Source organism: Pseudomonas sp. PvP100 (assembly GCF_017833055.1).
Classification (GTDB): domain Bacteria; phylum Pseudomonadota; class Gammaproteobacteria; order Pseudomonadales; family Pseudomonadaceae; genus Aquipseudomonas; species Aquipseudomonas syringae.
In genome coordinates, this window is the sequence record NZ_JAFIBO010000001.1 from 1,327,054 (window position 1) to 1,341,687 (window position 14,634).

Annotated in this window: 13 protein-coding genes; 4 read left to right on the top strand and 9 right to left on the bottom strand. The window is 59.6% G+C overall.

Annotation, left to right across the window (positions count from 1 at the left end; translation table 11 throughout):
* Positions 1-72: 72 nt before the first annotated feature.
* On the bottom strand, positions 73-1,182 hold the full coding sequence (gene ribBA / locus JOE39_RS05865) for a bifunctional 3,4-dihydroxy-2-butanone-4-phosphate synthase/GTP cyclohydrolase II (RefSeq protein ID WP_044312895.1): 1,110 nt from the start codon (positions 1,180-1,182) through the stop codon (positions 73-75).
* A 94-nt stretch (positions 1,183-1,276) separates the two neighbouring features.
* On the opposite strand from ribBA, the gene JOE39_RS05870 reads away from it, so the two are divergent.
* Positions 1,277-1,567 carry a DUF1330 domain-containing protein gene (locus JOE39_RS05870; protein ID WP_003348666.1) on the top strand — a complete coding sequence of 97 codons (291 nt, stop codon included), beginning with the start codon at positions 1,277-1,279 and terminating at the stop codon, positions 1,565-1,567.
* A 32-nt stretch (positions 1,568-1,599) separates the two neighbouring features.
* Here JOE39_RS05870 and JOE39_RS05875 read toward each other — a convergent pair whose 3' ends face one another.
* The 6 genes from JOE39_RS05875 to JOE39_RS05900 form a co-directional block, all read right to left on the bottom strand.
* Positions 1,600-2,163 carry an NUDIX hydrolase gene (locus JOE39_RS05875; RefSeq protein ID WP_004403846.1) on the bottom strand — a complete coding sequence of 188 codons (564 nt, stop codon included), beginning with the start codon at positions 2,161-2,163 and terminating at the stop codon, positions 1,600-1,602.
* Between the two features lies 1 nt (position 2,164).
* The gene (locus JOE39_RS05880) at positions 2,165-2,917 is read right to left on the bottom strand and encodes a GntR family transcriptional regulator (RefSeq protein WP_003410157.1); all 753 of its coding nucleotides are present in this window, start codon (positions 2,915-2,917) and stop codon (positions 2,165-2,167) included.
* Positions 2,918-3,092: 175 nt separating this feature from the next.
* On the bottom strand, positions 3,093-3,578 hold the full coding sequence (locus JOE39_RS05885) for a flavin reductase family protein (protein ID WP_003420850.1): 486 nt from the start codon (positions 3,576-3,578) through the stop codon (positions 3,093-3,095).
* Between the two features lie 13 nt (positions 3,579-3,591).
* Positions 3,592-5,073, bottom strand: a complete 1,482-nt coding sequence (locus JOE39_RS05890) for an aldehyde dehydrogenase (protein ID WP_044312894.1) — start codon at positions 5,071-5,073, stop codon at positions 3,592-3,594.
* Positions 5,070-5,918, bottom strand: coding sequence for an alpha/beta fold hydrolase (locus JOE39_RS05895; RefSeq protein WP_210077711.1), 849 nt, complete (start codon positions 5,916-5,918; stop codon positions 5,070-5,072). Before JOE39_RS05895 ends, JOE39_RS05890 begins: the two co-directional genes overlap by 4 nt.
* 53 nt (positions 5,919-5,971) lie before the next feature.
* A complete protein-coding gene (locus JOE39_RS05900; protein WP_003348679.1) occupies positions 5,972-6,562 on the bottom strand; it encodes an amino acid synthesis family protein in 591 nt (196 codons plus the stop codon).
* Between the two features lie 270 nt (positions 6,563-6,832).
* Here JOE39_RS05900 and JOE39_RS05905 point away from each other — a divergent pair, with 270 nt between their 5' ends.
* Both JOE39_RS05905 and JOE39_RS05910 read left to right on the top strand, forming a co-directional pair.
* Positions 6,833-7,972, top strand: a complete 1,140-nt coding sequence (locus tag JOE39_RS05905) for a glutathione-independent formaldehyde dehydrogenase (RefSeq protein WP_024664197.1) — start codon at positions 6,833-6,835, stop codon at positions 7,970-7,972.
* A 112-nt stretch (positions 7,973-8,084) separates the two neighbouring features.
* Entirely contained in the window at positions 8,085-8,945 is an 861-nt protein-coding gene (locus JOE39_RS05910) for an SDR family oxidoreductase (protein WP_024691873.1), read from the top strand.
* A gap of 109 nt (positions 8,946-9,054) precedes the next feature.
* Here the strand turns inward: JOE39_RS05910 and JOE39_RS05915 are convergent, their stop codons facing one another.
* Positions 9,055-11,823: an RHS repeat-associated core domain-containing protein gene (locus JOE39_RS05915; protein WP_210077709.1), complete on the bottom strand. Its 2,769-nt coding sequence runs from the start codon at positions 11,821-11,823 to the stop codon at positions 9,055-9,057.
* Positions 11,824-12,074: 251 nt separating this feature from the next.
* Between JOE39_RS05915 and JOE39_RS05920 the strand changes: the two genes are divergently transcribed.
* Complete coding sequence (locus tag JOE39_RS05920; protein ID WP_046266652.1) at positions 12,075-13,505, top strand: NAD-dependent succinate-semialdehyde dehydrogenase; 1,431 nt, start codon at positions 12,075-12,077, stop codon at positions 13,503-13,505.
* 70 nt (positions 13,506-13,575) lie between these two features.
* On the opposite strand, the gene pbpG is transcribed toward JOE39_RS05920, so the two are convergent.
* Positions 13,576-14,517, bottom strand: coding sequence for a D-alanyl-D-alanine endopeptidase (pbpG, locus tag JOE39_RS05925; RefSeq protein WP_004417905.1), 942 nt, complete (start codon positions 14,515-14,517; stop codon positions 13,576-13,578).
* Positions 14,518-14,634: the final 117 nt, after the last annotated feature.

A 14,634-nucleotide genomic window follows, 5' to 3' on the forward strand; every position in this document is an offset into this window, starting at 1 on the left:
GTGGGTTTTCTGATCAGTGCCTGTGGTTGCAGGCGGCGGATTATCTGGCGCGCGCGCCAGGCGTTTACGTGGTCAGCCGGGAAACGGAATACTTTCAATCACTTCCAGATCGTAGCCGGTCAACCCGGCGTATTTCAGGGGTGGACCAAGGTGGCGCAGCTTGCCGACGCCCAGGTCCTGCAAGATCTGTGCGCCCGTGCCGACCTCGGAATAAATGCGTGATTGCGAGCGGGTGTATTGGCGGGGCGGCTGGGTGAGCTGCGGAATGCGCTCCAGCAGCGCTTGAGACGATTCGTGATTGGCCAGCACCACTACCACACCGTGACCTTCTTGCGCGACACGTTGCAGGGCGGCCCAGAGTGTCCAGTTGGCAGGGCCGTTGTATTCGGCACCCACCAGGTCACGCAGCGGGTCGACAACATGCACGCGCACCAGTGTGGCGGCGTCGCGACGGATGTCGCCCATCACCATGGCCATGTGCACGCCACCTTCGATGCGGTCTTCGTAGCTGAACAGACGGAAGGTGCCGTGCACGGTCGGCAGTTCGCGCTCGCCAATCCTGACGATGGTGTGTTCGGTGCTCAGGCGGTAATGGATCAGGTCGGCGATGGTGCCGATGCGGATGCCGTGCTTTTTGGCGAACACTTCCAGGTCAGGTCTTCTGGCCATGCTGCCGTCATCATTCATGACTTCAACTATGACCGACGCTGGCGTGAAACCGGCCAGGCGGGCCAGGTCGCAGCCCGCTTCGGTATGTCCGGCGCGGGTCAGCACGCCGCCGTCACGCGCGCGCAATGGAAAGATATGGCCTGGCTGCACCAGGTCTTCCGGTACTGCGTGCGGGTTGACGGCGGCCTGAACGGTACGCGCACGATCTGCCGCGCTGATACCGGTGGTCACCCCCGTGGTGGCTTCGATGGACACTGTGAACGCCGTGGCGAATACGCTGCCGTTGCTGGGCACCATCTGCTCCAGGCCCAGACGCTGGCAGTGTTCGTCGGTCAGCGTCAGGCAGATCAGGCCGCGCGCCTCGCGGGCCATGAAACTGATTGCCTGCGGCGAACAGCAATCGGCGGCGAGCAGTAGATCGCCTTCGTTTTCCCGATTCTCATCGTCGACCAGCAACACCATCTTGCCCTGGCGGTAGTCTTCAATGATGTCTTCGATGCGATCGAACGCCATAGTCAGTTTCCCGGTTTTATGGGTGAATGAATCGTGGTATACCATAAGACAGAATATTTCACAGATTGCCTATCAATGAAACAGTGAGATCGCGATGAAAGCCTATTGGATTGCACACGTTGATGTGACCGACCCCCAGCAGTACAGCGAATACACCCAGCGCGCGCCCGCGGCTTTCGAGCTGTTTGGTGGCAGGTTCCTTGCGCGCGGCGGGCGTTCCGAGGCGCTCGAAGGGCGTGATACGCCGCAGCGCACGGTGATTATCGAATTTGAATCCTACGAGAAAGCGGTGGCCTGTTATCGGTCGCCCGAGTACCAGCATGCGATGAGCCACAGGCAGGGCGCTTCAAAGGCCGAGATCGTGATCGTCGAGGGGCAGTTTTAAGCGTTCAGTTGCGAGCTGAAAGCTTCAGGCGTTCATCGGATGAAGTGCACTTTGCCGGTGTCGTCGTTACCGATATAAATGCCGTAGACACCCGCCTGACGTTCTTCGATATAGCGTTCCAGTATCTGGCGAATGGCGGGGTAATAGATGCTGTCCCACGGGATGTCTTCGGGGGCGAAGAATCTGTAGTCCAGGGTTTCCGGGCCGAACCGGCCGGTTACCTCCAGCGCGATGGCACGGAACACGATGTAGACTTCGCTGATGCGCGGCACGCTGAAAATGGAGTAGGGCGAAAGGATCTCGGCGCGTACACCGGTTTCTTCCCAGACTTCGCGCAGCGCCGCCTGCTCGGTGGTTTCGCCGCTTTCCATGAAGCCGGCAGGCAGTGTCCAGGTGCCGGGGCGCGGCGGGATGGCACGCTGGCAGAGCAGGTACTTGCCTTCCTGCTCGATGATGCAACCCGCGATGATCTTCGGGTTGACGTAGTGAATGTACTGACAGCCGCCACAGACCAGCCGCACGTGTGTATCGCCCGACGGCACACGCTGAGCCAGATCAGCGCTACCGCACTGGGGACAGAAGCGCGGTGTGGCCATTTCAGCGACCTATGCGAGGTTCTTTCAGCGCGACGGGGGCGACGATGTCGCGGACTTTGCTGTCTTCGTCCTGCTTGGATTTGAGGTATTCCAGCGCCACGCGCGCGGCGTTGCGTACGTGATCGACCGACGCCTGATGCGCTGCCAGTGGGTCGCCGCTCTTGATCGCTTCGACCATGAGCTCCATTTCCTTGTTGCTGGCACCGCGGCGGTTTTCCTGGGATACCGAGGTGGCGCGCAGGTAGCTGATGCGCGCCTGCAACTGGCGTAGCTGGGTCGCGGCCACATGGTTGCCCGAGCCTTCCAGCAATACATCGTAGAAACCCTGGACCGAGTCGATCACCTGCTGCAGTTCGCCTTCCTTGAGCGCCTGACGATTTTCCTCCAGGGCTTTTTCCAGTGCACGGATGTCCTTGGGCTTGGCGCGCAGGGTAAACAACTGAACGATCAGGCCTTCCAGCACGCAACGCAGTTCGTAGATATCGCACGCATCAGCCAGCGTGATAATTGCAACACGCGGGCCTTTGGCATCGGCGAACTCGACCAGACCTTCGGATTCCAGGTGGCGCAGTGCTTCGCGCACCGAGGTGCGGCTCACACCGAGGCGGTCACACAGATCACGCTCGACCAGACGATCACCCGGCAACAGCTGAAAGTTCATGATTGCGCTGCGCAGTTTGTCCAGCACGATCTCGCGCAGCGTGACGGGGTTGCGGTTGACCTTGAAGGTGTCGTCGAGAGGCAGGCGTTTCATCGGGTGTGCTCGGAATGGGGCTGTCAAAGTAAAAACGTGACTGGAAATAAAGTCTCGCTCATGTCGGCAACCCGCACACTGCGCGTGCTGCTGCATGGCCCGGACGGATGAACCCGGGTCGCGGCCGAGTTTATCACGCCCATGCCTGCAACCACCAAAACCGCCCTGAGCCGCCTCAGACGATGGCTGGCAGTGCACCCATCTTGCCCCGGTGATAGACCATTGGTGTGACCGGTGTCGCCGGCAGGATCAGGTTTTTCACCTGACCGACAATGATCGCGTGATCGCCGCCGTCGTATTCGCGCCACAGCTCACACTCGATAATCGCCGTGGCGTTGCTGAGCAACGGGTTGCCCAGCTCGCTCAACTGCCACTCGATGCCCTTGGTCTTGTCCTTGCCCTTGCTGGCGAAGGCATAGGCTTCTGTCTGTTGATCGGCAGACAGCAGGTGAATCGCGAATTTCTTGCTGTCGCGCAACACCGGGTAAGTGTCCGATTCGTAGTTGGGGCAGAACAGCACCAGTGCCGGGTCGATGGACAGCGCGCTGAATGCGCTGGCAGTAATACCGAACAGGTTACCCTCTGGGTCCAGGGTGGTGACGATGGTCACGCCCGAAGGGAATGACGCCATGACTTCTTTGTAAATACCGGGTTCTATCATCGCAGCGGCCTCTTTAACGCATGACAAATGGATCAGGCATGGGCGCCTGCGAAAGGTTGATCCACACCGTTTTCAGTTCGGTGTAGGCCAGCACGGAGTCTATCCCGCTCTCGCGACCGTAGCCGCTATTTTTGAAACCACCGATAGGCGCCATGGCCGACACGGCTCGATACGTATTCACCCAGATGATACCTGAGCGAATATCCCGCGCCAGACGGTGTGCGCGTCCCAGGTCGCGGGTCCAGATTCCGGCGGCGAGGCCGAACTGGGAGTCGTTGGCGATGGCCAGCGCTTCGGCTTCGTCCTTGAAACGAATCACCGATGCCACCGGGCCGAACACTTCTTCCTGCATGATCTTCATCGAATTGTGATCGCACTCGAACAGCGTAGGTTCATAGAACCAGCCCTTGCTGTCCAGCGTCGGTCGCTTGCCGCCCAGGCGCAGGCGTGCACCTTCGGCCAGCGCGTCGGCCACCAGGCCTTCTACCACAGCCAGTTGCTGGGCAGTGGCCATCGGGCCCATTTCAGTGTCTTCATCCTGCGGATTGCCGATACGAATCCGGCTGGCGCGCTCGGCCAGGCGTTCGACGAATTCGTCGTAGATTTCGTCCTGCACCAGCAGTCGCGAGCCGGAAACACAGCTTTGTCCGGACGCCGCGTAGATGCCGGCGACGGCGCCATTGATGGCGCTGTCCAGGTCGGCGTCGGCGAAGATGATATTGGGTGATTTTCCGCCCAACTCCAGTGACAGTTTGGCAAAGTTCTCCGCGCTGCTGCGCACTACATGACGCGCAGTAGCCGCGCCACCGGTGAAGGCTATCTTGCGCACCAGCGGGTGCCGGGTTAGGGCCGCGCCAGTGGTCGGGCCGTAACCGGTGATGACGTTGACCACGCCAGGCGGAATGCCGGCTTCAAGTGCCAGACGCGCCAGTTCAAGCACGGTGGCGGAGGCGTGTTCCGAAGGCTTGAGGACGATGGTGTTGCCAGCAGCCAGTGCTGGTGCCAGCTTGATGGCGGTCAGGTACAGCGGGCTGTTCCAGGGGATGATCCCGGCCACCACGCCCATCGGTTCGTGCACGGTGTAGGCGAACAGGTCCGGCTTGTCGAGGGGCAGGGTGCCGCCTTCGAGCTTGTCAGCCAGCCCTGCGGTGTAATGAAAGAACTCCGGCAGGTAGCCGACCTGCCCGCGGGTCTCGCGAATCAGTTTGCCGTTGTCGCGGCTTTCCAGCTGCGCCAGTTGCTCCTTGTTATCGGCGATCAGGTCGCCCAGCTTGCGCAGCAGCTTGCCGCGTGCCGTGGCCGTCAGGCCGCGCCAGGCCTGCCCCTCGAAGGCTTTCTGGGCGGCCTGAACGGCCCGCTCGACATCGGCTTCGTCAGCATCCGGCAGTTGCGCCCAGGGTTCGGCCAGCGCCGGGTCGAGGCTCTCGAAGGTCTTGCCGGACAACGCATCGACCCACTGACCGTCGATGCACATCTGAAAACGGGTAAGGCTCATGCAACAATCCCCTTGATCGAATGGTGAGCGGAAGCCGGTTTGTCGAGGCCGATCTTTTCGAAGAAACCGAGCAGCACCTGGTTGACCAGACGTGGCGATTCAACCGGCATCATATGGCGTTGATCGGGCAATATCGCGACGTCGGCACCGGGGATATGCGCGGCCAGTTCGCGGGCCATTTGCGGCGTCGATCCCGGGTCAAGTTCGCCCGTGGCGATCAACGTTGGTGCGCGAATATCGCCCAGATCCTCGGCGCGGTACATATCCTGAGTGGCGAACAGCTTGTACGTGGTCAGGTAGCCCTGCGGATCGTTGCTGGCCAGGTTGTGCCGAATGGCCGCAATCTGCGCCGGGCTGGCTGCCTGATATTCACGGCTGAACCAGCGTGAAAGCGCCTCGCCCGCATTGGCGTCCGGGCCATGCTCGGCAGCCTGGCTGGTGCGCGCAATGACGCTGGCACGCTGTTCCGCGCTGCGATTGAACACGCTATTGAGCACCACCAGCCCCGACAGGTGCTCAGGGAACTCCAGCGCGAACGCACGCGCCACCAGACCGCCCATCGAGAAACCGACGACCGCCGCCTGCGGCAGCTGCAAATGCGTCAGCAACTCGTGCAGTTGTTCGGCGTAGCCCGGCAGGCCCGTCTCCGGGTCGGGGCGGGGGCTGGCACCGTGGCCGAGCATGTCATAGGCGATGACCTTGTAATGCGTGGCCAGACCGACGATCTGGCCACCCCACATTTCCTTGTTCAGGCCCACCCCGTGAATCAACACCACGGGGTGACCTTGGCCGGTAGCCAGATAGCTGGTACCCGCCGGGGTGTGTTCAGCGGTGAGCTGAATCATGGATCGCTCCTGCGCAGAGGTTAAAGATGATCGGGCCACGAGCCCTTCATGAGTTACTGGGCTTTTTCGGCCGCCAGCTCTTCCAGGTCGATATAGCGATTGCCGATTCGCGGGTGCAGGCGTCCGCCATTGGCGGCGCCAAGGACTACGATGATTTCGTCGGCACGCGGCGAATCCTCGATGTGCATTTCCAGGGTGATGTAGTGCGAGCGCAGCCCTTCATCGTCCTTGTGCATCATCGGTATCTGGATCGACGTACCCGGGCCGCCGCGTTTGTTGGTGAAGCTCAGGTAGCTCTTGGCCTTGACGGCATCACGGTAATGATTGCCAAAGCGCAGGGTATGAATCACGGCCGATGCGTGTTCGATTTCGCCTTCCGCACCGACCACGGCAGCCTTGCCGTAGGCCTCGATCTTCTCTGCACCGCCAATCGCGTCGGTGAGGCGTTTGACCATCAACTCGCCCAGTGCGGAGCAATTGGCGCGAATCTCCGGTTTCAGGTCTTCGACGAAACCACGGCCCAGCCAGGGGTTCTTGATCACCGCCGCCAGCCCGATCATGGTGACCGGCTTGTCAGTGGCCTTGCCACCCTCGATGAAGGTTTCTTCGGTGTACGTGACGATCTTGCGAATTTCAAAGCTCATGAACGACTCCCGGAGCGAGTGCTTTTGTATTTCGTCTGATGGTATACCATAAGATCGTGCATGCAAATCCTTTATTTGCGGCGGCTACCGGGCTTGTCGTTCACCTCATTTTCCTCGATTCATACTCGCGCACAGCTCTAGCTCGCACTCATCAATGACCATTCGTCAGGTGCGAAGGCAATCGCTTTGAACAGGCGTCTTCTAGTTGTGACAGATATTCGGTGAGCCCTAAAAAGCCCCATCGAATTTTTCACCAAGGAGACTCCGAACATGAAAGCCATCGTCTATGGCGGTCCGCGTGACGTCAGTGTCAAAAACGTACCGGATGCGAAGATTCAGAAGCCGACAGATGCTCTTGTCAGAGTGACCTCCACCAATATCTGTGGCTCGGACCTGCACATGTATGAAGGCCGTACGTCTTTCGAGACCGGGCGCATTTTCGGCCATGAGAACCTCGGCCAGGTGATTGAAGTCGGCGCCGGCGTCGACCGTATCAAGGTGGGCGACTGGGTGTGCCTGCCGTTCAATATTGGCTGCGGCTTTTGCGAAAACTGTGAGAAGGGCCTGACCGGTTATTGCCTGACCGCCAACCCTGGTAGCGCGGGTGCGGCTTACGGTTTTGCCGACATGGGCGATCATGAAGGTGGCCAGGCCGAGCTGTTGCGTGTGCCGTATGCCGACTTCAACTGCCTGCTGTTGCCCGAAGATGCCGCCGAGCGTGAAGAAGACTACGTCATGCTCTCGGACATCTTTCCGACCGGTTGGCATGCCACCGAGCTGGCCGGGCTGCTGCCTGGCGAAAGCGTTGCCATCTATGGTGCCGGTCCGGTCGGTCTGATGGCCGCCCACTCGGCAATGATCAAGGGCGCCTCGCAGGTGTTCGTGGTCGACAACCATCCAGATCGTCTGGCACTCGCGGCGAAGATGGGCGCGACGCCGATCAACTCGCTGGAGCAGGGCGCAGTGGATCAGATCCTCAATCTGACCGATGGCAAAGGCACTGACCGAGGCTGTGAGTGCGTCGGTTATCAGTGCTGCGACCGTCATGGCCACGAGGCCAACCACGTCACCATGAACAACCTCGTTGCCTCGACCAAAGCGACGGGTGGAATCGGCGTCGTGGGTGTTTTCGTGCCGCAGGATCCGGGCGCTAAAAGCGACCTCGCGAAGGAAGGCAAGATGGCCTTCGACTTCGGTTCGTTCTGGTTCAAGGGCCAACAGATCCGCACCGGTCAGGCCAACGTCAAGGCTTACAACCGTCGCCTCGCCGAGCTGATTCACCACGATCGCGCCAAGCCGTCGCAGATCATTTCCCATCGTCTGAAGCTTGAAGAAGGCCCTGACGCCTACAAGCACTTTGACGCGCGTGATGAAGGCTGGACCAAGGTGGTGCTCAAGCCAGGTGCGTGATAAGCGCAGTTGACCAGGCATGGCCTGAGAGCCCTTGTCGTATCCGCCAAAGGCGATCGACAAGGGCATCAGCACTTCAGCCACAACGTTTTATTTAAAGAGATTTATTCAAATGAACGAAGAATACCCAAAGCCGCCATTTGCCAGTCAGCCACAGGACGTTCCAGGCCTGCAGGGCAAGATGGACCCCTATCCCGATTGCGGTGAAAAGAGCTACAAGGGCTCCGGACGCCTGCAGGGCAAGATCGCGCTGATCACCGGCGCGGACAGCGGCATCGGCCGTGCAGTCGCGATCGCCTTTGCACGTGAAGGCGCGCAGGTCGCGATCTCCTACTTGAGCGAGCATGAGGACGCGCAAGAAACCAAGCGCTGGGTCGAAGAGGCGGGCCGTAAATGCCTGCTGTTGCCGGGCGACCTGGCGCAGAAGCAGCAATGCGAAGACATCGTGAGCAAGACCGTTGCAGAGTTTGGTCGCATCGATGTACTGGTCAACAACGCTGCGTTCCAGATGACGCATGAAACGCTGGACGAAATCTCCGACGAAGAATGGGTCAAGACCTTCGATATCAACATCACCGCGATGTTTCGCATCTGCAAGGCTGCGGTCCCGCATATGCCGCGGGGCGGCTCGATCATCAATACCAGTTCGGTGAATTCGGACATGCCCAAGCCGACGCTGCTGGCCTACGCGACCACCAAGGGCGCGATTGCCAACTTCACTGGCGGTCTGGCGCAGTTGCTGGGCGAGAAGGGCATCCGCGTGAACAGCGTTGCTCCCGGCCCGATCTGGACGCCACTGATCCCGGCGACCATGACTGACGAAGACGTGAAAAGCTTCGGTAGCGAGACACCGCTGGGACGCCCGGGGCAGCCTGTGGAAGTTTCGCCGATCTATGTGCTGCTGGCCTCGGACGAAGCCAGTTACATTTCCGGCTCGCGCTATGCAGTGACGGGCGGCAAGCCGATTCTGTAATTGCGCAGACAACGCCTTTTTTGTTGAAACGGTGCCCAAACAGGCACCGTTTTTTCAGGCGTCAATGGCACGCTGTATCTGCACAAGAGCGGGTACTGCCATTGATCGCCTAATTTCCAGGCTGATTCATCCGTGTTTGCGCATATCGGGTAGGCTGGCCGGTCGCCATGACCAGCGACGAAAGCGTGTCGGCATTCATCTGCAATAATAAAGTCCGGGTCGTTGTGTTGCTCAAAAACTCTTGTTTTCGCTGTGCCGGGGTGCGCGCATTCTTGGTCAACGCCTGCATAGCGGCTATATAGTCGGCAGGATCAAATTGTTCTTCGTCGGGGCCATTCGTCGAGATTTCTCTTAATGACTTTAGGATCCCGCTGGACCACGCCTCGACCTGTGCAGTATCCGCTCCGTCGAGGAGGGGGTTGCCAGCGTCCGTCGGATAATAAAACGCATCCACTGTATTCAGGCGGACATGGGAGGCCTCGTGAATAAGGGCTCGTGCAACTTTCAGCACATCGTAGTTGGCAAGCAGGGAGGCTGACACCCCCATCCGTTCGACCGCTTCCTGAAACTCGCCTTGAAAATCAGTCGATGCGAGAGTGTTTTCAGGTCCATTAAAAAGAAACAGCGTCAGATCAGATTCTGGACTGCCGATGCCCTCAATGAGCTCCTGCATCTGCCGTAAGGAATCCTCCACGTCGATACTCGTAGCGGCGCGAGCGCTCGTGGCCAGCGCCCCAAATGTTGCGTCGAATGCCTCTTTTACGTCTTCGCCTGGTGATGCTTTTAACAGCTCGGAACGCGTGAACGTTAATAGCGAAACGGCAACATCCCTGGCTTCATACATTTTGGATAGTTGCTCAGGTTCGAACTCGGAAAGGTCGTCTGCGACGACTTTGAGGGGCGCGTCGTGGGGAGCAGCCCCTTGTTGATCAGCAAACCGCAAAGGCGAATTCCTGACAAAACGATACAGATTCATCCCGTCCACTGCGCCCGCCGGATCCGGATTGATCCATCGCTGCAACCATGGCGCGTAATAGCGCAGGCCGTAGTAGTACAGCCCCGTCGCATCGCGTTCCTTGCCGGAATAACGAATGGTTTTATAGCTGGCTTCAACCGTACTGCGTCCTGCCCACCACGAGGTACCACCAAACGGGTAGTAACTTTCCTGGCTGATGATGTGCGCGTTTTTATCCAGCTCAAGGGTGCCGGACCCCAGATGATCGGCGAAGCTGTAGCGAACCTGATCGTTTTCAAGTCCTTCGGGTTGACCCGCCTGCCAGTGCAGCACCCGTACCTCGTTGCGCCCGGCCTGGGTGACGATAACGTGCAAAGTCTCGGCTGTGGCGCTGTTGCTGTGCACCTCCAGGCTTGGTAAGTAGCGCACTTCGGCATTGTGGACAACGGCTTTCGCCTTGGTCGTATGGATTTTGCGCAGGCGTTGCCCACTGGCGTCGTAGACATAGCGCTCTTTGTCGTCGTCACCCGCTTCCCGAACCACAGGCCGCACTTGCTGCAACTGATTGCGCCAGTCCCAGCTCATCGCTTGCCCGGCTTGCAACTCATTCAGATTGCCATTGGCGTCGAACGCGGCAGCGATGGCCGCTTCATCCGGCGGTCGATCGTTGATGACCGGCAGGCTGCGATTGCTGGTTTGCGAAGTGACCAGGGTGCGCGAGTGGGACTGGGTGCCAGTGTGCGTCAGTTGCAGCAGATTGCCGCTCGCATCATAGCGGTAGGTTTGCGTGTAATTGGCCAGCTGCGTCGGATCGAGGGGAGTCTGGAAGGATGGAAAAACAGGGCCTTGGTTGACTTTCTTGGCCTCCCTGCCGGTAGCCTGGATTAACTGATAAAGCGTGTCGTATTGATAAGTCGACACCGGCTCAATGCGCTGACCTGCACAACACCGTGTCGGCTGGGCGCGATCATTAATACGCAGGACATTGCCCAGCGGGTCGTAGTCATACAGCAGATGTTGCAGCAGTTGGCCATCTGCCCGTGTGCCTTTGAGTTCGATCAGACGCCCATTTGCGGCGTCATGCAACGCCTTGGTCACAACGCCGTTGCCAGCCGTTTCCGAGGTTACGTAGCCTTGAGCGTCGTAATCGATACTGTGAACCAGAACTCGCTCTGTCTGTCCGGGGAGGCCAAGTGAAATGGCCTCAACATGACCTGCCACAGTATGGGCAAAGGTCTGGACGTTACGCTGGGCGTCCGTCTGCGAGATGACATCGCCAAGCGGACTGTGTGCCCAGCGCGTACTCGCGCCTGGACCAGGTTCGAGCAGGGCGTCACGTTCTGTCAGCGGTTCTGGCCAGTCGACATTTTCGGGATTGAAGAGAAAATGCCGCGTCTGTTCAAGCACGCCACCCGCCAGGGCGAACTCGTCATCCATTCGCGAACCAGCCGGGTCATCATGGCGTATACATTGGCCGCACTGGTTATGGCCCTTGGTATCCGGCCCGCCGTATTGCCGCCGCTCGACGCAGCGTCCGTTTTCAATGATGGCGACGGGTCTGAGCAGGGCGTCATACTGCACGCTCCGCTCAGTCCCACGGCCATCCCAGCCAGCCACGACCGCGCCGCTGTCACCGGCCAACATCAGCCGCCAACCGGCATCGACACTGTCGCTGAGAAGCGCCTGACCACTCAGGGAAAACACAGTAGCAAGATTGACCGCAGCCTGGCTTTCCCAGAGCCTTGCATCCCAGCAGTTGACCGGATGCCCGGCAGCATCATGAGCCACGCGGTTTATAAGAACTGCCGGCGTATCCGTGGCCTGGTTGCGCCAAAATTCAATCGCGCGAATCTCCAGACCGCGTGGATCAACGACATTCAGGCGGGGCGTATGATGATGCAGTGCGGCAGACTGTACATTCATGATCACGTCATCCCTGACTGGTGACTTGAGCCCAGGCTATGTAAGTAAAGTATCGTCGTAAGTGCAGCATAGCGCAGGCCAATGAGACCATCGGCCCTGAACGTCTTGTGAGCTTATCGACGCGCGTCACGACGCGTCGCAAAATCGACGAGCCGTAGCACTTGGCATTTTTGCCGATGGCCGGTGCTGATCAGCGAGTCTGATCCATCGGCCACACCGTTCCTTTTCAGCGACTTATGGAGAAATTGTTCATGTATCCAGACGTACAGCTTTATATCGATGGTCAGTGGCGCGCGAGCCGCGACAACCGCACGCTGTCAGTCATCAACCCGGCGACGGGCGAGGCGCTGGGCACTGTGGCGCATGCCGCTATCGCCGACCTTGACGAAGCCCTGGCGGCGGCCGAGCGTGGCTTTGCCACCTGGCGCGCGACCTCGGCTTATGATCGCTACAAGCTGATGCAGAAAGCGGCGAACCTGATTCGCGAGCGTGCAGACAGCATCGCCCGAATCATGACGCAGGAGCAGGGCAAGCCGCTGGCCGAAGCGCGTATGGAAACCCTGTCGGCGGCAGACATCATTGACTGGCTGGCCGAAGAAGGGCGTCGCAGTTATGGCCGTCTCGTGCCATCGCGGGGCGTGTCCATCGAACAGAAAGTCATCAAGGAGCCGGTCGGTCCGGTCGCTGCGTTCACACCCTGGAATTTCCCGATTAACCAGGTGGTGCGCAAGTTGTCCTCGGCATTGGCTGCGGGCTGCTCGATCATCGTCAAGGCCCCGGAAGAAACGCCGGCGTCGCCTGCCGAACTGATTCGCGCCTTCGCCGATGCCGGTGTGCCGGCCGGCGTCATTGGTCTGGTCTACGGTGATCCGGCAGAAATCTCCGGTTACCTGATCCCGCATCCGGTCATCCGCAAGGTCACGTTTACCGGTTCCACGCCGGTCGGCAAGCAATTGGCCGCATTGGCTGGCAAACACATGAAACGGGCGACCATGGAGCTGGGCGGTCATGCACCGGCGCTGGTGTTCGATGATGCGGATATCGACCTCGCCGCTCGCGTGCTGGCCACGGCCAAGTTCCGTAACGCCGGACAGGTCTGCGTGTCGCCCACGCGGATTCTGGTGCAGCGCAAGGTGCTCGACGCGTTTACCGAGAAGTTCGTCGGCCTGACCCGCGAAATCAAGGTCGGCAACGGCCTGGAGGCGGGCACTACCATGGGCCCGGTGGCCAATGATCGACGTATTCCTGCGCTGGTCGATCTGGTCGACGACGCGGTGCGTGGTGGTGCGACGTTGTCTGCCGGTGGCAAGGCTGTCGAAGGACCTGGCTATTTCTTCGAGCCGACCGTGTTGAGTGGCCTGAAGCCGCACATGCGCATCATGAATGAGGAGCCTTTCGGCCCTGTCGCGCTACTGGTGCCGTTCGACACGCTGGAGGAGGCCATCGCCGAGTCCAACCGCGTGCCGTTCGGGCTGGCATCCTATGCCTTCACCACGTCGATGAAGACTGCCCAGGCGCTGAGCACCTATATCGAAGCGGGCATGCTGTCGATCAACCATCAGGGCATCGGCTTGCCGGAAGTGCCGTTCGGCGGGATCAAGGATTCCGGTTACGGTTCCGAAGGTGGCACCGAGGCCATTGAGGCCTACCTGAATACCAAGCTGGTCACTCAATACAACTGAGTGTTGTTCGGGTAAATAAAAACGGTCGCGATGTGCAAGCATCGCGACCGTTTTTCGTTGCCTGTGTGACTCAGTCTCTGGCTTGAATACCGGTCTGTCTCATGACCAGATTCTTGTCCTTCTTGTACTGCAGGGCCACTTCGGGGGCCGGGCCGCTCTGGCCGGTCTCCATCCACTTGCGTATGCGGCTGGCGTCGGCGAAGTGTGTGTACTTGCCGAACGCATCGAGAATCACCACTGAAACCGGGCGGTTGGCCATGCTGGTCAGCAGCACCAGGCAGTGACCGGCCTGATTGGTAAAGCCGGTCTTGGTCAGCTTGATGTCCCAGTTGTCCTTGCGCACCAGATGATCGGTGTTGCTGAAACCGAGGGTGTAGGTCGGCTTGCGAAAGGTCACGGTCTTCTGCTCGGTGGTGCTCAGTTCACTGAGCAGAGGGTATTTGCGCGCCGCCATCACCAGCTTGGTGAGGTCGCGCGCGGTCGACACGTTGTACACCGACAGACCGGTGGGTTCGACGTAGGCCGTGTGTTTCATGCCCAGCGCCTTGGCCTTGGCGTTCATCGCCAGGATGAACGCCGGATAGCCGCCCGGGTAGCTGTGCGCCAGGCTGGCCGCCGCGCGGTTTTCCGAGGACATCAGGGTAATCAGCAACATGTCCCGACGGTTCATTTCACTGCCGAGTTTGACGCGGGAGAAGACGCCTTTCATTTCCGGGGTCTGGGAGATGTTCACCGGAATGACTTCGTCCATCGGCTGCTTGGCATCCAGCACGACCATCGCGGTCATCAGCTTGGTGACCGAGGCAATCGGCACGATCACATCCGGGTTGCTGGAATACAGCACCTTGTCGGTCTGCAGGTCGATGACCATTGCGCTGCCCGAGGCAAGGTGCAGGTTTGAAGGATCACGGCTCAGGACGGCAGGTTCGTTTGCCAGCGTAGGGGTGGAAAGCACGGGGCCGGTAAGTACAAATAATAGGCCCAAAAGAGACAGACGGATTTTCAAGAGCAAGGCTCACTTGATAAAAGGTGGTAAATGGAAGGGATCGCGTCAAAACGCTGCATTTTATGAGCAGACTTTGCGGTATGTCGATGGGCTGGGGTGGACGTTTGCGCAATAATTGACGCA